The organism is Sphingomonas sp. UYP23, assembly GCF_054059235.1.
This window is the reverse complement of sequence record NZ_JBSSBX010000001.1, coordinates 3518811-3535901: the sequence shown is the minus strand read 5'-3', so window position 1 is coordinate 3535901 and position 17091 is coordinate 3518811. Positions and strand designations below refer to the sequence as shown.

14 protein-coding genes, 1 tRNA gene and 2 pseudogenes are annotated in these 17091 nt (G+C 64.4%); 7 read left to right on the top strand and 10 right to left on the bottom strand.

Features of this window, described 5'->3' with window-relative positions:
- Nucleotides 1-2: 2 nt before the first annotated feature.
- Both ACVWYO_RS17415 and ACVWYO_RS17410 read right to left on the bottom strand, forming a co-directional pair.
- Nucleotides 3-1319: an AmpG family muropeptide MFS transporter gene (locus ACVWYO_RS17415; protein WP_457352916.1), complete on the bottom strand. Its 1317-nt coding sequence runs from the start codon at nucleotides 1317-1319 to the stop codon at nucleotides 3-5.
- Between the two features lie 138 nt (nucleotides 1320-1457).
- Nucleotides 1458-1889, bottom strand: a complete 432-nt coding sequence (locus ACVWYO_RS17410; protein WP_457352914.1) for a response regulator — start codon at nucleotides 1887-1889, stop codon at nucleotides 1458-1460.
- Nucleotides 1890-2038: 149 nt separating this feature from the next.
- On the opposite strand from ACVWYO_RS17410, the gene ACVWYO_RS17405 reads away from it, so the two are divergent.
- Together ACVWYO_RS17405 and rsmD are read left to right on the top strand one after the other, a co-directional pair.
- Nucleotides 2039-3304: a pseudouridine synthase gene (locus tag ACVWYO_RS17405; protein ID WP_457352912.1), complete on the top strand. Its 1266-nt coding sequence runs from the start codon at nucleotides 2039-2041 to the stop codon at nucleotides 3302-3304.
- A gap of 1 nt (nucleotide 3305) precedes the next feature.
- A pseudogene (gene rsmD, locus ACVWYO_RS17400) lies at nucleotides 3306-3855 on the top strand (16S rRNA (guanine(966)-N(2))-methyltransferase RsmD).
- A gap of 57 nt (nucleotides 3856-3912) precedes the next feature.
- Here rsmD and ACVWYO_RS17395 read toward each other — a convergent pair.
- Nucleotides 3913-5568, bottom strand: coding sequence for an inorganic phosphate transporter (locus ACVWYO_RS17395; protein ID WP_457352910.1), 1656 nt, complete (start codon nucleotides 5566-5568; stop codon nucleotides 3913-3915).
- A 468-nt stretch (nucleotides 5569-6036) separates the two neighbouring features.
- Between ACVWYO_RS17395 and ACVWYO_RS17390 the strand changes: the two genes are divergently transcribed.
- Nucleotides 6037-7302: a glycosyltransferase gene (locus ACVWYO_RS17390; protein ID WP_457352908.1), complete on the top strand. Its 1266-nt coding sequence runs from the start codon at nucleotides 6037-6039 to the stop codon at nucleotides 7300-7302.
- Between the two features lie 45 nt (nucleotides 7303-7347).
- Nucleotides 7348-9672, top strand: coding sequence for an ATP-dependent helicase (locus tag ACVWYO_RS17385; RefSeq protein WP_457352906.1), 2325 nt, complete (start codon nucleotides 7348-7350; stop codon nucleotides 9670-9672).
- Nucleotides 9673-9836: 164 nt separating this feature from the next.
- Here ACVWYO_RS17385 and ACVWYO_RS17380 read toward each other — a convergent pair.
- Nucleotides 9837-10730: pseudogene (locus ACVWYO_RS17380) on the bottom strand (peptidylprolyl isomerase).
- Between the two features lie 111 nt (nucleotides 10731-10841).
- Here ACVWYO_RS17380 and ACVWYO_RS17375 point away from each other — a divergent pair.
- Nucleotides 10842-10932: transfer RNA gene (locus ACVWYO_RS17375), tRNA-Ser, on the top strand.
- A gap of 477 nt (nucleotides 10933-11409) precedes the next feature.
- Here ACVWYO_RS17375 and ACVWYO_RS17370 read toward each other — a convergent pair.
- Nucleotides 11410-12342: an IS5 family transposase gene (locus tag ACVWYO_RS17370; protein ID WP_457352904.1), complete on the bottom strand. Its 933-nt coding sequence runs from the start codon at nucleotides 12340-12342 to the stop codon at nucleotides 11410-11412.
- 50 nt (nucleotides 12343-12392) lie between these two features.
- On the opposite strand from ACVWYO_RS17370, the gene ACVWYO_RS17365 reads away from it, so the two are divergent.
- Nucleotides 12393-12665, top strand: coding sequence for an HU family DNA-binding protein (locus ACVWYO_RS17365; protein WP_457352902.1), 273 nt, complete (start codon nucleotides 12393-12395; stop codon nucleotides 12663-12665).
- 78 nt (nucleotides 12666-12743) lie between these two features.
- Here the strand turns inward: ACVWYO_RS17365 and ACVWYO_RS17360 are convergent, their stop codons facing one another.
- The 5 genes from ACVWYO_RS17360 to ACVWYO_RS17340 all read right to left on the bottom strand — a co-directional run bounded on the left by ACVWYO_RS17360 (nucleotide 12744) and on the right by ACVWYO_RS17340 (nucleotide 15496).
- Nucleotides 12744-12980, bottom strand: coding sequence for a peptidase S24 (locus ACVWYO_RS17360; protein WP_457352900.1), 237 nt, complete (start codon nucleotides 12978-12980; stop codon nucleotides 12744-12746).
- Entirely contained in the window at nucleotides 12977-13363 is a 387-nt protein-coding gene (locus ACVWYO_RS17355) for a type II toxin-antitoxin system HicB family antitoxin (RefSeq protein WP_457352898.1), read from the bottom strand. The genes ACVWYO_RS17360 and ACVWYO_RS17355 overlap by 4 nt, the downstream gene beginning before the upstream one ends.
- Before the next feature lie 29 nt (nucleotides 13364-13392).
- Nucleotides 13393-13581 (bottom strand): type II toxin-antitoxin system HicA family toxin, encoded by a 189-nt coding sequence (locus ACVWYO_RS17350; protein ID WP_457352896.1) that lies wholly within the window; start codon nucleotides 13579-13581, stop codon nucleotides 13393-13395.
- 650 nt (nucleotides 13582-14231) lie between these two features.
- Entirely contained in the window at nucleotides 14232-15164 is a 933-nt protein-coding gene (locus ACVWYO_RS17345) for an IS5 family transposase (RefSeq protein ID WP_457352692.1), read from the bottom strand.
- A 62-nt stretch (nucleotides 15165-15226) separates the two neighbouring features.
- A complete protein-coding gene (locus ACVWYO_RS17340; protein ID WP_457355030.1) occupies nucleotides 15227-15496 on the bottom strand; it encodes a TetR/AcrR family transcriptional regulator in 270 nt (89 codons plus the stop codon).
- 522 nt (nucleotides 15497-16018) lie between these two features.
- On the opposite strand from ACVWYO_RS17340, the gene ACVWYO_RS17335 reads away from it, so the two are divergent.
- Nucleotides 16019-17002 (top strand): glutathione S-transferase family protein, encoded by a 984-nt coding sequence (locus ACVWYO_RS17335; RefSeq protein WP_457352894.1) that lies wholly within the window; start codon nucleotides 16019-16021, stop codon nucleotides 17000-17002.
- Nucleotides 17003-17091 lie beyond the last annotated feature (89 nt).

Sequence of the window (17091 nt, the reverse complement as noted above, 5' to 3'; positions counted from 1 at the left end):
GCTTATGCGACCGGCTGCGTAGCCTCGGTCTCGCCGACCGAGGCGTCGATCAGCCCGGCACGGCTCATCCACCAGAACAGCAGCACGCCCGGAAGGGCTGCCACCGTTGTCAGCAGGTAGAAGTTTACATAGCCCATCGCGTCGATCAGGCTGCCTGCGGTCGTGCCTGTCACTGCGCGCCCGACGATACTCGTCGCGGCCGAGATTAGCGCATATTGCGCCGCGGTGAATCGCGAATTTGTGAGCGCAGAGAAATAGGCGACGACGGTCACGCCGCCGATCCCGCTCGAGAAATTCTCGAAGCCGATCGCGCCCGCCATGCCGAGGTTCGAATGCCCTGCCATCGCCAGCCCGGCAAAGCTGAGGTTCGACACCATCATCAGGACGAGCGAGATCAGCACCGAGCGCTTCATCCCCAGCCGCGTGTAGAGCAGGCCGCCGATGAAGATGCCGACGAGATAGGCAAGGAAGCCGACCCACACGTCGTAAAAGGCGATCTCGTCATTGGTGAATTTGAGTGAGTCGAACAGCAGCCGGAACGTGAGGTTGGCAAGCGTATCGCCGATCTTGTGGATCAGGATGAACAGCAAGACGAGCAGCGCACCCTGGCGCTGGAAGAACTGCACAAACGGCCCGATGATCGACGCACCGAGATTGGCGATCCCGCCGCGCGCATCGGGCTCGCGGTGCCGCTCCGGCTCACCGTAGAACAGGCCCGCCAGCATCGCCGGAAGCGCGAACAGGCCGCACAGCAGATAGGCGTTGGACCAGCCGAAGCGCGCCGCGACGACCAGAGCGAGCGCACCGGCGCCCGCCGAGCCAAGCCGCCAGCCATATTGCGACATGCCCGAGCCAACGCCCAATTGCCGTGGCTCGAGGATCTCGATGCGATACGCGTCGATCACGATGTCGAAGGTCGCGCCCGCAGCCCCGACCAGGATCGCCGCGATGGCGGTGGCATAGATGTCGGCCGTCGGATCGACCAAGGCAAGGTTGGCAACCGCAGCCATCACCAGCAGCCCGGCGACGATCAGCCACGAAACGCGTTGCCCGAGCCGCCCGATGAGCGGCAGATGCACGCCATCGACCACCCACGCCCAGATCCATTTGAGGTTGTAGACGAGGAACGCGAGGCTGAACGCGGTGACGGTCGATTTGGTGATGCCGCTCTGCGCGAGCCGCGTCGTCAGCGTCGCGCCGATCATCGCGAACGGGAAGCCTGACGAAATCCCCAATGCCAGCGCGGCGAGCGGTGCCTTTTCAAGATACGGGCGGACACCGTCCCACCAATTCGGGTCGCGCCCGGTCACCGCATTCATTCGTCACTCGCCCTTTGGTCGTTCGAACGCGAGCCTAGCGGCAAATTTCGGAAGAGGAACCTCCCATTCGTCGCCCCGGCGCAGGCCGAGACCGCCGCGGTGCGACTCGCAACGCTCGTCCAGCAACCAACCGACGGATTAGGTCGCCGTCGCGAACAGGCTGAACCCGGCCGGCAGCCGCTTCGGCGTCTTGCCCTCGAGCACGGCCTCGATCGCCGCGATCGCGGCGAGCAGGTCGCGCTGCGCATAGGGTTTGGCAAGACACCCCGCCGCCACCTCGCGCCCGCCCTCGGGGCACGAACCGGTAACGAACAGCACCGGAACGCCGACGCCATGCGCCGCCCGCGCCACGTCGATTCCGCTGCCGTCGGCCAGGCTGATGTCGACAAGCACCAAATCGATCTCGCGATCGCCACCGATCACGCTGAGCGCATCGACGACGCGATCGACCGTCGCGACCACCGCATATTCCGCGTCGCGCAGGAAATGTTCGGTGTCGAACGCGACCAGCGGCTCGTCCTCGACGAGCAAGAGGTTGGAAATCCGCCGCTTCTTCTTCGCGAAAAGCATCGCAGGAAATACCCGTCTTTTCTGTGCCTGCCGGAATAGCGGCGCGCGCACCGCCCTCGTTACGCACCCGCGCCTTAACGCGCGGCTACGAGATTGGGCACAGATTATTTTGTGCGCACAATGTAGCGTAAATTGGGTATCAGGGCCCGGTGTCCAAGCCCCCTACCCCAAAAGACCGCTCGAACGAGCCCCCGCGACCCTCTGCGCGACCCAAAGACGACCAGAGGATCGCCAAGCTGCTCGCCCGCGCCGGCGTCGCGTCCCGCCGTGAAGTCGAACGCATGATTGCCGAGGGCCGAGTCGCGCTCGACGGCGTTGTGCTCGATACGCCCGCGACGATCCTGCCCTCTTTGAATGGCGTGACGGTCGATGGTGAACCCGTCGCCGCGCCCGCCGCCGCGCGCCTGTTCCTCTATCACAAGCCGCCAGGCCTGCTCGTCACCGAGCGCGATCCCGCCGGGCGCAAGACGATCTACGATCAGTTGCCCGACGATCTGCCGCGGCTCGTGCCGGTCGGCCGGCTCGATCTCAACACCGAGGGCTTGCTCCTCATGACCACCGACGGCGAGCTGAAGCGCCAGCTCGAGCTCCCCGCCACCGGCGTCGAGCGTGCGTACCGCGCTCGCGCGTACGGCCCGATCACGCAGGAGCAGCTCGAGGAGCTGATCCACGGCGTCGAGATCGAGGGCATTCGCTACGGCGCGATCAACGCCAATCTCGAGCGCCGCACCGGCGCCAACGTCTGGATCGAGATGATCCTGACCGAGGGCAAGAATCGCGAAGTGCGCCGCGTGCTCGAATATCTCGGGCTCAAGGTCTCGCGCCTCATCCGCACGCGCTACGGCCCGTTCCTGCTGGGCGATCTCGCGGTTGGCGAGATTGGCGAGGTCAAGCAGCACGACGTCGTCAGCTTCCGCAAGGACCCAACTCGCAAGGGCGGCGGCGAAGCCCCCAAGCTGGTCGAGAAGCCCCGCCGCGAGCAGCGCGGGCCGCAGCAGATTCCGTCCGCGCCAAAGGCTCCGATCCCCAAGCCGCAGCCGGCGCGGCGCATCACCAAGACCTCGGCCAACCGCGCCGACAAGGCGGCCTTCGCCGAACCGACCCGCCAGGCGCAACCCGGTCGCGATCCGGTCGTGCTGACCAAGGCGACCAAGGTGAAGCGCTTCTACGACGCCAAGCCCAAGGCCGGCACCGAGCCCGTCGCACCGCGCGCGATCGCGCCGGGCCAGCGCCCCAAGGTGTTCAGCCCGGAACTCGGCCGCAACGTCCGCGCCAAGCCGGCGCGCACCGCAACGCCTTCGGAAACCGTGGAGCGCGCACCGGCCAAATCGACGCCCCGCACCGCCGGCAAGGCGCGCGCAGCGCCGTCGAAGCCGGCGCGCGTGAAGATCCACAAGAGCCGGACCAGGAAGTAAGATGCGTATCATTGCCGGAAAATGGCGCGGCCGCCCGCTGGTCGCGCCCAAGGGCGAAGCGACTCGCCCGACTGCCGACCGCGTGCGCGAGTGCGTTGTTCTCGATGCTCGCCAGCCGCGTCGGGAGCTTCGAGGAACTGGCGGTCGCCGATTTCTTTGCAGGGTCAGGCGCGCTCGGGATCGAGGCGTTGTCGCGCGGCGCCGCGTCTTGCATCTTCGTCGAGCAGGACAAGCCTGCGCTCGACGCCTTGCGCACGAACCTGACCAAATTGGGCGGCGCCAAGGAAATCGGCGCCGACGTCCGGGCGCAATCGGTGCTGGCGCTTGGCCATGCCGCCAAGCCGCTCGACCTGATCCTGATGGACCCGCCCTATGACAGCGGTGCCGGCGCGGTCGCGCTCGACAAGCTCAACCGGCTGGGGTGGATCGGCGAGGCGACGTGGATCAGCATCGAGACCGCGAAGCCCGAGCTGGTCGAGGTGGCCGGGTTCGTCGAGGACGTGTCGCGCGTCCACGGCAAGGCGCGGATCACGCTGCTGCGGCGGGGCTGACTTCCTCCCCTCCCTGGAAGGGAGGGGAGCACCAATAACCCCACGCCGACGCATCTTTCAAACTTGGTGCGACAGCCCGAACAGCGTCAGCATCAGCCAGTACAGCCCGCCCGACAGCGCCATCGCCGCGGGCAGCGTCAGCACCCAGGCCAGCGCCATGTTGCGCAGCGTCGCGATCTGCAGACCCGCGCCATTGGCGACCGAAGCACCCGCCACGCCGCTCGTCAGGATATGCGTCGTCGACACCGGCACTGCGATCAAGTCGGCCCCCGCGATCGTCGCCGCCGCGACGATCTCGGCGGCAGCACCCATGCCATAGGTCAGATGCGTCTTGCCGATCCGCTCGCCCACCGTGACGACGATCCGCTTCCAGCCGATCATCGTGCCGAGCCCAAGCGCGATCGCGACGATGATCTTGACCCAATATGGGATGTAGCGCGTGCCATGCTCGAGGTTGGTCGCATAGCTGTTGATCGCCTTGAGCTCGGCCGGCGCGAAGGTCTTGGCCGCCTTGTCCTTGTCCTTGACCGCAAGCTTGATGGTGTCGAGCGCGAGATACATGTCGTTGCGCAGGTTCGGAGTCGCCGCGGCGGGCACCTTCTGCAGCGTGCCATAGCCCTGGATCCGCTGGCTGACGTCGCGCGACAGCGTGTCGATCGCGCCGAACACCTGCGGCGAGGCGACGTCGCGCGCCCGCAGCGCCGTGGTCAGCGTGGTGCGCGCCGCCTCGACCGAGCCGCCGGTCGAACCGCTGGCATGGGCGCGAAACGCGCCGGCCGCCTGATTGGCGGTCTGGACGAAGGCCGGCATGTCGCGCTCGGGCATCGTGCGGTTGAGCGCATAGGCGGTCGGCGCGCAGCCGATGAGGATCAGCATGATGAGACCCATGCCCTTCTGCCCGTCATTGCTGCCGTGGAAGAAGCTGACCGCGGTGCAGGTGCCGATCAGCAGCGCGCGGATCCCCGGCGGCGGCGGCGTCTGGCCCTCGGGCTCGGAATAGAGCTTCGGGTTGCGGATCACCCGCTTCATCACCCACAACAGCGCAAGCGCACCGAAAAAACCCATTAGCGGGCTGAAGAACAGCCCCTTGAACACGTTCAATGCCTGCGACCAGTCGACCCCAGACGTGCCACCGGTGCCAGAAGCGATCAGCTGGTTGGCAAAGCCAACGCCGAGCACCGAGCCGATCAGCGCATGGCTCGACGAATTGGGCAGGCCGACATACCAGGTGCCGAGGTTCCACAGCACCGCGGCGAAGAGCAATGCGAAGATCATCGCGAAGCCGGCATTGCTGCCGACGTGCAGGATCAGGTCGACCGGCAGCAGCGTGACGATCGTATAGGCGACCGCCCCGCTCGACAGCAGGACGCCGAGCAGGTTGCAGCAGCCCGACCACACCACCGCGACCGGCGCAGGCAGCGAGTGCGTGTAGATCACGGTGGCGACCGCATTGGCGGTGTCGTGGAAGCCGTTGACGAATTCGAACCCGAGCGCGATCAGCAGCGCAAGCGCAAGAAAGGCGAAGGTGCCGAGCGCGAGCCCCTCCCCGACGTTCGCGGTGTCGGAGACGATGCTGTAGCCTGCATAGACCAACCCAGCGAGCAGCACCGCGAAAAAGACCCAGGGGCCCGCGGGATGCAGTTTATGGTCGAGCCGTGGCCCATGCGATGCGTCCGTCGCCGAGTCGGGGGACGCGAGTAAGGTGGTAGCCATGCCGTTTAGGGCCTTCGCTGGGTTCTGTTACGGTATGATGACATTTCGGTCGCATCATGTGCCGTCGGCGTCTCGCCGTCGCGCGGCCCCCTGTCAAAGATAGCGTTTCACTTCAAGCGATACGTCGCGGCAGGAGCCGTCGTTGGGGATGCGGGCCGCGGGCTGCATATACGCCGACACCGCCGAATCTGTTGCCGCCACCGAAGGCAGCACGTGACCGGCGCGGAAAGCACGCGCGGGACGGCCGCAGCATCGGCCATGCGCGGCTCCGGTATCGGCTCGGCCCCGAGCCCGCCGACTATAAAACGCCGCAAGATCAGGTCGCTGCTCGCGGCATGGGACCGCATCAATCGACCGTTTCGGCACGGCCGCAGCGATCGCGCCCGCCACGAGATGCGAATTGCGTGCGACGGCCCGTCCCTCTAAGACACACCGGCCGTGACCGGGGGGCGCGCAGGAGAGATACGGGTGGGGACGGCTTTCATCGCTGCGCGGCAAATCGACGGTGTCGAGCCGCCGCTGATCCCCGTCTCGCTTGCGCCGATCCAGCATTCGCCCGCACCCCGCCCGCTGCGGATCCTGACCTATGTCTACAGTTTCGCGCCGGGCGGCGTCGAGCGCGTCGCGGCGCGGCTGCATGGCGCATGGCGCGGGCACGGCGTCGATGCGCAGGTCGTGCTGGCCGATGCCGGCGTCACGCCACCGCGAGCGGTGGACGCGGCACGGCAGATCGGCGTTCGCCCCGCGCGCGGTCGCTTCGCCGGCTTCGTTGCGCTCGCGCGCGGCTTGCCGAAGGTGATCGCCGCCGAACGGCCCGATGCGGTGTTCTGCGCGGGCAACACCTATACCGCGCTTGCAGTCGTGCTGCGGCTGGTGCTGGGTCGGGCATGCCCGCCGATCGTCGCGAAGATCAGCAACTGCCTCGTGCGCCCCGACATGCCCGCGCTCCTCGGCTTTTTCTACACGATCTGGCTGCGCATCCAGGGCCACTATATCGACCATTTCGTCGCGATGGCGCCCGCCATGCGCGCCGAAATCGCACACCGGACCGGGGTGACGCTCGATCGTATCAGCGTCATACCCGATCCGGCACTGTCCCGCGGCGATCTCGTTCGCCTCGCCACCGCGCGCGACGCTGTGGTGCGCGATCGCCCCGGTCGGCAGTATCTTGCGGTCGGTCGGCTCGCTCCGCAGAAAAACTTCGCGTTGCTGCTAGAGGCGTTCGCACAGGCAGCGGCGGAGGACGACACGCTGACGATCCTCGGCGACGGGGTCGAACGCGCGATGCTCGAGCAGCGCGCCGCCACGCTCGGCATTGCGCACGCGGCGCGGCTGCCCGGCCATACCGACCCGCTCGACGTGTGGCTGGCACAGGCCGACGTGTTCGTGCTGTCCTCGATCTATGAGGGCGTACCCGCGGTCGTGTTGGAGGCGCTCGCCGCCGGCCTGCCGATCGTCGCGACCGATTGCTGCGTCGCCATGCCCGATCTGCTCGGTCACGGCGCGCTCGGGACGATCGTGCCCAACGGCGATTGCGCCGCGCTCGCACGCGCGATGACGACGATCGCGCTCGACAACGACGCCGCCATTGTCGCTGCACGGCGGGCGGCTGCCGCTGCGTTCACGGTCGAGCATGCCGCGGGCACCTATCTCGATGTGATAGGGGCGCTCGCTACCGCGCGCCAGGCGTCTGCATCCGACGCGATCGCAGGACGCGCGCGCGCCGCCCCATAAGCGAAACGCTTGCCCGCACGCCCGCCGTTCCCTACCTGTTCACCGATGAGTCTTCCCGTTCCCCAGGACGCGCCCGCGCCCAACGATCCGCCCTATCTGCGCGGCCTCAACGAACCGCAGCGCGATGCCGTGCTCACCACCGAGGGGCCGGTGCTCGTCCTGGCGGGCGCCGGAACCGGCAAGACCGCCGCGCTCACCGCGCGGCTCGCGCATCTGCTCAACACGCGGAAGGCCTGGCCGAGCGAGATCCTCAGCGTCACCTTCACCAACAAGGCCGCGCGCGAGATGCGGCACCGCGTCGGCATGCTCGTCGGCGACGTGGTCGAGGGGATGCCGTGGCTCGGTACCTTCCACGCGATCGGCGCGAAGATGCTGCGCCGCCACGCCGAGCTCGTCGGGCTGCAGAGCAATTTCACGATCCTCGACACCGACGACCAGCTTCGTCTGTTGAAGCAACTCATCCAGGCCGCCGATCTCGACGAGAAGCGCTGGCCGGCCCGCTCGCTCGCCGGCCTGATCGACGGCTGGAAGAACAAGGGCCTCGTCCCCGCCCAGATCGACGCCGGCGAGAGCGAACTCTACGCCAACGGCCGCGGGCAGGAACTCTACGCGGCCTATCAGGCACGCCTGGTCGCGCTCAACGCCTGCGATTTCGGCGATCTGCTGCTCCACATGCTCGTCATCCTGCAGCGCGACCGCGACGTGCTCGCCGATTACCAGCGCCGCTTCAAATATATCATGGTCGACGAGTATCAGGACACCAACAGCGTCCAGTATCTCTGGCTCCGCCTGCTCGCGCAGGAGCGCAAGAACATCGCCTGTGTCGGCGATGACGACCAATCGATCTATTCGTGGCGCGGCGCGCAGGTCGAGAACATCCTCAAGTTCGAGAAGGATTTCCCGGGCGCAAAGATCATCCGGCTCGAGCAGAACTATCGCAGCACCCCGCACATCCTCGGCGCCGCCTCGGGCGTGATCGCGAACAATAGCGGCCGTCTCGGGAAGCAGCTCTGGACCGAGCTCGACGCAGGCGAGAAGGTCAAGGTGCTCGGTGTGTGGGACGGCCCAGAAGAAGCACGCCGCGTCGGCGAGGAAATCGACTCCTGCCAGCGCGCGGGCAAGTCGCTCGACGAGATCGCCATCCTCGTGCGCGCGCAGCACCAGACGCGCGAGTTCGAGGACCGCTTCATCGCGACCGGCATCAATTATCGCATCGTCGGCGGTTTCCGCTTCTACGAACGCGCCGAGATCCGCGACGCGCTCGCCTATCTGCGCGTCGTCGGGCAGCCGGCCGACGATCTCGCCTTCGATCGCATCGTCAACGTCCCCAAGCGCGGCCTCGGCGACAAGGCGGTCGCCAAGATCCACCAGCTCGCGCGTGCGCAGAACGCACCGCTCGTCACCGCCGCCGCGCGCCTGCTCGACACCGACGAGCTGAGCGGCGCGGCGCGCAAATCGCTCGGCAATCTTGTCATCGACATGGCGCGGTGGCGCGCGCAGGTCACCGAACTGCCGCATGGCGAGCTTGCGCGGATCATCCTCGACGAGAGCGGCTATACCGCCGCGCTCCAGGCAGAGAAATCGGTCGAGGCGGCCGGCAGGCTCGAAAACCTCACCGAACTCGTCCGCGCGATGGAGGAGTATGAGACGCTCGGCGCGTTCCTCGAACACGTTTCGCTGGTGATGGACAATGAGGCGGCGGCCGAGGAGCCCAAGGTCACGATCATGACGATCCACGCCGCCAAGGGCCTGGAATACGATACGGTGTTCCTGGTCGGCTGGGAGGAAGGCCTGTTCCCCTCGCAGCGCTCGCTCGACGAGGGCGGCACCAAGAGCCTCGAGGAGGAACGCCGCCTCGCCTATGTCGCGATCACGCGCGCACGGCGGCGCGCGATCATTCTCCACGCCGCCAACCGCCGCATCTACGGCCAGTGGACGAGCAGCATCCCGAGCCGCTTCGTCGGCGAGCTCCCGCCCGAGCATATCGAGGCCGAGTCGAGCATGGCGGGCGGCGAGAGCCTGTGGCGCGCCAACTGGTCCGAACGCGCCGACCCCTTTGCCGACGTCGCCCGCGGCACCGGCCGCGGTCCCGGCTGGCAGCGTGCGGCAGGGGTCGACGTCGCGAAGCCCGGCGGCGGCTACACGAGCCGCACTTTCACGCGCGAGCCCTCCCGCGTCCAGGAATCGCGCGCTTCTGCGGTGAGCCTCGGCAACAAGGGTCGCGCCGATGTCACGGTCGGGATGCGCGTCTTCCACCAGAAGTTCGGCTATGGCGCGATCGCCGAGATCGAGGGCAACAAGCTCGAGATCGACTTCGAAAGCGCGGGGCGGAAGCGGGTGATGGACACCTTCGTGACGGTGGAGGCGTAGACCGGAGGGCAACCGTCGCCCCGGCAACGGCGGGGGCCGCCGGACCGGGCGCGAGACGTCGGCATGTAGCGGAGCGATGACGCTCCATGGTGCCGGCCCCACCATCGAACTGCGCGTGACCGGCGGCTTGCACCGGGCTGGTACGACACGTTTGTCGAGAGCGCCTAGCGCGGTACCGCCCGCACCGGCACCATCACGTTGCACAGGTCCGTCGCGCCGGCTGGCACCGTAAAGAACGGCCCGCCCCGATTGGCGCGCGCTTCGAGCGTCGCGGCGAAGACAGGCGCCTCTGGGCGTAAGAATTGGAACGCTGGCCGCTCAGCCGCCGGCAGGTCAGCGACGATCGCGATCCGCCGGATCGGTACGCGTTGCTTGGGATCTTCATACAGGCCAAGCCCCCCGCCCGTCCCGCGCGGCAAGGCCGACAGCGCGCCCATCCCGTCAATCACGCGCCCGACCAGCGCGATATTGCGATCGAGATGCCGCGGGGCATGGCCGATCACGGTATAGAGATCGCCCCCCGTCCCCGTATCGGGCGCAAGATCGCGCGCCACGCCAACCATGCCATAGCAATGTGGCAGCCATTGCCGCGTGCCATCCCCCGCCACTGCCCAGCCGCTCGGCGTGAATCCGGTCCGGCTGGCATAGGCATCGCGATACGGATTGGCGACGGCCACGCCGTGCGCGTCCCACGCCCATTCATACTCGGCCGGAGGTCGGCGATCGATCCCCGCCGCAGGCGGCTTCTTCTCGGTCGCGTCCCCCCATTGCGTGACGTAATTGTCCTGCACGCGGTAGACGGTGGCATCGTTCCGCTAGCCGCTGCGGGCGATCGTGCGGATGTTGGCGACATGGACCGGCGCGAACGCGGGCGCGAGCCAGATCACGCTGCGATGCCCATCGGCAAACTCGATCAGCAACAGATCCTGCGGGTCGATCGCGCCCCAGGCAGACGCTGGCGCAGCGGCCGCCAATTGCGCCGCGGTCGGCTTGGGAGCAGGCGCAGGCGCGGCCTGTGCGGCGGCGAGCAGGGCGAGGAACGGGAGGAGCATCGGCATCGCGCAAGACTGCCCGCTCGCGCCGGGATCGGCAATCCCCTCGCGGACGCAGCAGAGTGCTTGCGCAGCGGACGACGACGCTCTAGGGCGACGCTCCTGTCCAGGACATGCGGAGCGGTGGCCGAGTGGTCGAAGGCGCTCGCCTGGAAAGTGAGTATACGTCAAAAGCGTATCGAGGGTTCGAATCCCTCCCGCTCCGCCACCAAGTCTCTGTTTTTGCAGAGTTATTTGGAAATTCTACTGAGTCCGAATCGACAGAATTCAAACTCTCCGAGTACGCTTTCGGCGATTTTCACGCAAATTTGCTTGATCGTTCTCTGTTCGTACCGTTCTCATAGGATTTCGTCGAGAATTCAGCAGGTTATGACAAACCATATTGACGATTTCGAATATGATTTGCTCCGCCAGCCAGTCATGGTAATCTAATATCCGTCGCGAACCGGGCCGAAAACGGCGCGGTTTCGCCGTGTTCGGGTCCCGTTTCATACCCCGGAGAATGATTCTCGGGCGCGTTTGCGCGAGAACGGTGCGATTTTCTCCGGCTGCTATTGGCGTCGTACGGTTCGGCCGACGGACCCTACCAACCCCCTAAGTTAAAAACTCACGCCGGCTTCTGCGATGAGGAAGGGCTTTGTTGCATAATTACGCGAGAGCATGACCGACATTTTACTTGAAGATGTTATTGGATGCGGACGGTCACCGGCGTTCCTATTTCGGAGAACCGATTGAGAATTGCAGCACGGACTTTGAGCTCGGTAATCTGACGATCGAAGGTGCGGGCGACAACGCGCTGGCCCAGGAGTTTGAAGCAGTGCATTTTGGTCTCGACCAGACTGCGGCGATGATAGCCGCTCCACTTTTTCCAGATTGCGCGACCAAGCGGCTTTGTCGCGCGTAGCGCTCCATTGCGTGCATCGACGCCGGGACCGCCTTCTGCCCATGGTTGCCCGTTGCGGCGGACCGGGATGACCGCATCGGCACCGCGCCCGGCAATAGCGGCATGGCAGTCCCTGGTATCATAAGCGCCATCTCCGCCGACGCTGAGTATCCGCTCGTCTCCGGGAATTTGCGCCAGGAGAACGGGCAGCGTCGGTGCGTCACCAATGGCATTCGTCGTGACCTCAATGGCCCGGATATCCAGCGTCCCAGCATCAATCCCGAGATGCACCTTGCGCCACTGGCGACGGTAGGACGGTCCGTGTTTGCGCGTCTTCCACTCGCCTTCTCCCGTCATTTTGATCCCGGTGCTGTCGACCAGCAGGTGCAGTCCGCCCGAGCTGATCCGCCCGCCGAGGTTGACCTTCAACGTCTTCTGCCGTCGGCACAGTGTCGTATAATCCGGCACCGACCAATCCAGCCCCGCCATTTTGATCAGGCTCGAAACCAACCCCGTCACTTGCCGCAAAGGCAGGTTGAACAGCGTCTTCAGCGTCAGGCACAGCTCTATCGCGCTGTCTGAAAACCGCATCGGGCGACCAGGGCGACCACACGGCTTCGAAAGCCAGTGCATCTCCGGATCAAACCATATTTCCAGCGACCCACGCCGCTTCAGCGCCGCATTATACTCAGGCCAGTTCGTCGTACGATACACAGGTGCGGCAGGTTTGGGCATTACGCCTATCTATACCGCTCGATTCCCTGCGTGAATCCCCGCCATCAGTTTTGCAACAAAGCCCTGCGGAGTGGCCCGATCTGCCACCAAGCGATGTCGAGAAGATCGTTGACGAGTTCTTCAATGCTCTTACGGCACATTTGGCAGAAGGCGGACGTGTCGAGATACGGGGCTTCGGGGTCTTCACCACCCGTGTGCGTGATGCTCGCATTGGGCGCGATCCTCGCAATGGCACGCCCGTCCAAGTAAATGCCCGGCGCGTTCCCTTCTTCAAGGCGGGAAAAGATCTGTGCGAGTTGATAAATGGCGCCGACCGCACCTGACTACGGTTGTGAACACGGCTCCGGTCGTGCCCGCTCGCGCTGGCGTCACGCCTGGGAAGCTCGACCCACTCGGCTCTGCTATGGGCGCTCTTCTGGCGGGTCTTCTCCGAACCACCACTCTGGCACGCGGAAAATCGCGCCGAGGAGTTCCCGGTCGGACTTTGCCAACACGATCGGGTACCCCTCGCGCACGAAGGTAACCAAATAGCCGTCGCGGCGGCGGAGCATCCGCGACAGCGCTGCCAAGCTTTGCCCGTGGTCTTTGGCTAACCGCTCGAGCACCTCGCCGGGTGTGCCGATCGGCCCCGGCTTCATGGGTTCGCAGCAAGCGCCACGCGCGCGGCATCGGCAAGAAACCTTGACCGGTTGGACGCGACGCGATCGATGCGAGCCAAAAGGCCTTCCTCGATCGATACCTGCACGCGTACTGACCGACCAGGACGCTCGCCGCGCACCAAGATACACGCGACCTCGTTTACCTCCCGGTCGTGCTCGACCGCGTCTAAATCCGAGGGTACTGGGATTTCGTCGCCGTGTTCGAGAGATACGGCGAGGAAGCCGCTTAGTGCCTCTTCGGCGCCGAGCGCGGCGGCCTGTAGGGTGTCGCCTGCCGACGTGCAGCCCGGAAGGTCGGGAAAGAACACACTGTAGGCTTTGCCTGCGCGCTCGATAATCGCTGGATAGTGTACGGTGGACATAGCGGGTCTCCTGGCGGGAAAAGTGGCTTCTATCGAAGTCTCACCCCAGATTGCTTTTCGATGCTCTTGATGGTGCCTATCGCCATCTCGCTCTTTGGGTGCGGAACGGTAACGGTGCCGGGCTTTGTCGGGTGGCGAAAGTGCTTGTGGCTACCAACCTGACGAACCTCGAACCAACCGTCCGTTTCGATCGCCTTGATGATATCCTTGCTGCGCATCGCCACTCGCTCCCTGTATGTATTTTATACACACACGCCAACCAAGTTGCAACAAGATATTACACAAAAACTACACAATTGATGGACGTTAGGGGCAAGCGTTCAGCTTATATGTTCTCATAATGTTCTAACCGAATCACGCTCGCCTGTGCTTCACCGCAGCCATGGGCACGGAGGTACCAAAGCAGATCAGCGACTATCCCTCGTTCGGGCTGGACTTCGGCATCAGCTGCCGGGTGTGCGGGCGTGTCGCGCGGTCTATCGGCCGGGGGATGCTAACGCGTTCTTCTCGGTGCGGTCGATCAGCACGAAAATTCCGGTTCGGGTCGACGTATTCACCTGCAAGTGCGGGTCGCGCGATGTGAAGCCAGTTAGAGTGGCGGTCGCGCGGCGGCCATCAACGCAGGACAGCTATGGGCGCATGCTGCACCCGATCTATGTTATCGGGCGGCCGAAGCGCTAAGGCTCACTGCCTCGGCGAATGCGCGATCGCCCGCATCTTCGTGATCAGGTCCGCCCAGTGATGATCGGTGTCGTCCTGGGCGGAGGATTTCAATCCGTCTATGGCTCGACGTAGCCACATCTCCCCATGCAGATCGGCTTTGTTGCATAATTACGCGAGAGCATGACCGACGTTTTACTTGAAGATGTTATTGGATGCGGACGGTCACCGGCGTTCCTATTTCGGAGAACCGATTGAGAATTGCAGCACGGACTTTGAGCTCGGTAATCTGACGATCGAAGGTGCGGGCGACAACGCGCTGGCCCAGGAGTTTGAAGCAGTGCATTTTGGTCTCGACCAGACTGCGGCGATGATAGCCGCTCCACTTTTTCCAGATTGCGCGACCAAGCCGGTTTGTCGCGCGTAGCGCTCCATTGCGTGCATCGACGCCGGGACCGCCTTCTGCCCATGGTTGCCCGTTGCGGCGGACCGGGATGACCGCATCGGCACCGCGCCCGGCAATAGCGGCATGGCAGTCCCTGGTATCATAAGCGCCATCTCCGCCGACGCTGAGTATCCGCTCGTCTCCGGGAATTTGCGCCAGGAGAACGGGCAGCGTCGGTGCGTCACCAATGGCATTCGTCGTGACCTCAATGGCCCGGATATCCAGCGTCCCAGCATCAATCCCGAGATGCACCTTGCGCCACTGGCGACGGTAGGACGGTCCGTGTTTGCGCGTCTTCCACTCGCCTTCTCCCGTCATTTTGATCCCGGTGCTGTCGACCAGCAGGTGCAGTCCGCCCGAGCTGATCCGCCCGCCGAGGTTGACCTTCAACGTCTTCTGCCGTCGGCACAGCGTCGTATAATCCGGCACCGACCAATCCAGCCCCGCCATTTTGATCAGGCTCGAAACCAACCCCGTCACTTGCCGCAAAGGCAGGTTGAACAGCGTCTTCAGCGTCAGGCACAGCTCTATCGCGCTGTCTGAAAACCGCATCGGGCGACCAGGGCGACCACACGGCTTCGAAAGCCAGTGCATCTCCGGATCAAACCATATTTCCAGCGACCCACGCCGCTTCAGCGCCGCATTATACTCAGGCCAGTTCGTCGTACGATACACAGGTGCGGCAGGTTTGGGCATTACGCCTATCTATACCGCTCGATTCCCTGCGTGAATCCCCGCCATCAGTTTTGCAACAAAGCCTATCCGTGCAGGAAATGCTTCGCGACGGCGCGCGGGGTCGCCTTCCGGAAAGCTGTCTCGGCAAGCTTCTGGAGTTCGGGCAATTGCCGTTCAATGACCGTTCTGAACAAGGCTTCCTTGCTGCCGAAAGCGAAATAGAAGCTCGGCGGAGAAATCCCGATCGCCTTCGTCAGATCGCTAAGCGACGTCCCCTCATAGCCATTCCGCCAAAAGAGGGCGGTTGCCTTCTCGAGCGCATCGTCAATTTCAAATTGCCGGGGACGGCCCATATTACCAACGCCCATGATCTATAACATATGCTATATATGCGTGTGCGTCGGCTGAGACAATTTGGCATGGCACCGCAGCGAGCGACGATGACCAACCTGGTTTCGCTCGTACGCCCGCTCCACCCATCTCGGTCAGACGCCCACCTGCCCCCCCTTACGAACATAATAGCCGGCGCGTCGGTCGGCGCGTTTGGGTCAACCCTGCCGCCCCTTTCAGTCTTCGATGGGATCCAAGTCATGGGGATGCCTACAACGTCGCGGACGGCACGAGTCGAGCTGGGCACCGGCACCTACGGCCTGTCGATGGGCGCGGTCCCGATCCGTAAATCCAACCTCGCTCATTCCAAGATGGCATATGTCATATGGCCCGAACTCGTCTTCTGCGGATACCAAAATTGGAACATCACGGCGGCGCGCCAACGATCGTGTTGGACCGACGCGCGTACCCGTGGCGACCCTTCGGCTTCGCCATGGGTCCGATGAAGCTGCGTTTCGGGAAATCGTTTCTTGAAGGAATGAACGATGCTTGTTGACGGCAGATGGATGGCGAAATGGCAACCTGTGCAGGCCACCGACGCCAAAGGCGGCTACGTTCGTCAAGTTTCCAGTTTCCGCAACTGGATTACGCCCGACGGCGCTGCAGGTCCGACGGGAAGTGATGGCTTCAAGGCCGAAGCCGGTCGCTATCATCTGTACGTGGCGCTGATCTGTCCATGGGCGTCGCGCGCGGTGATTGCCCGGAAACTCAAGCAGCTCGAATCGGTAATTTCGATGAGCGTCGTCGAACCGATCCTCACCGATGAGGGTTGGCGATTTGGCGACTACCCTGGGTCCGACCGCGATGTGCTCAATGGTGCCACCTACCTGCATGAGCTCTACACGACCGTTGATCCCCATTTCACCGGGCGGGCGACGGTGCCAGTGCTTTGGGACAAGCAGCGCAAGACGATCGTCAACAATGAATCCGCCGACATCATGCGGATGATCAACTCCGGTTTCGGCACATTAGCGGGTGGCGGGCTTGACCTCTACCCGGAGGCGCTTCGCGCAGACATCGACGCACTCAACGACCACCTCTATTCGCGGCTCAACCACGGCGTCTACGGAGCAGGCTTCGCCACAACTCAAATTGCCTATGAAGAAGCGTTCGCCGGTGTCTTCTTGGAGCTCGATGAGCTCGAAGACCGACTAAGCCGTCAAGGGCCCTTCCTGTTCGGAGACGCCTTGACGGAGACAGACGTGCGATTGTTCGTGACCTTGGTGCGCTTCGATGCGGCCTATTACGGACTGTTCAAGTGCAATCTGCGCCGACTTGCAGACTATACTGCCCTGAGCGCCTATTTGGCGCGGTTCCTGGCCATAGCGGGTGTGCGCGAGACGGTGCGTATCGATCACATCAAGCGGGGCTATTACTCGATGCAGGCGCTCAACCCGACCGGAATCGTCCCCGCCGGACCGCATCTTGCGTGGTTGGACCCGGTCGCGTCACCCAACACCCGAGATTAGGCTTCGGCCATACCCATCGCCCTGTCGCAATTTGCAGGGTGTCAGCGACGGCGGCGGAGAGCTTACCGTCCGCACCCAGCAGACCTCGT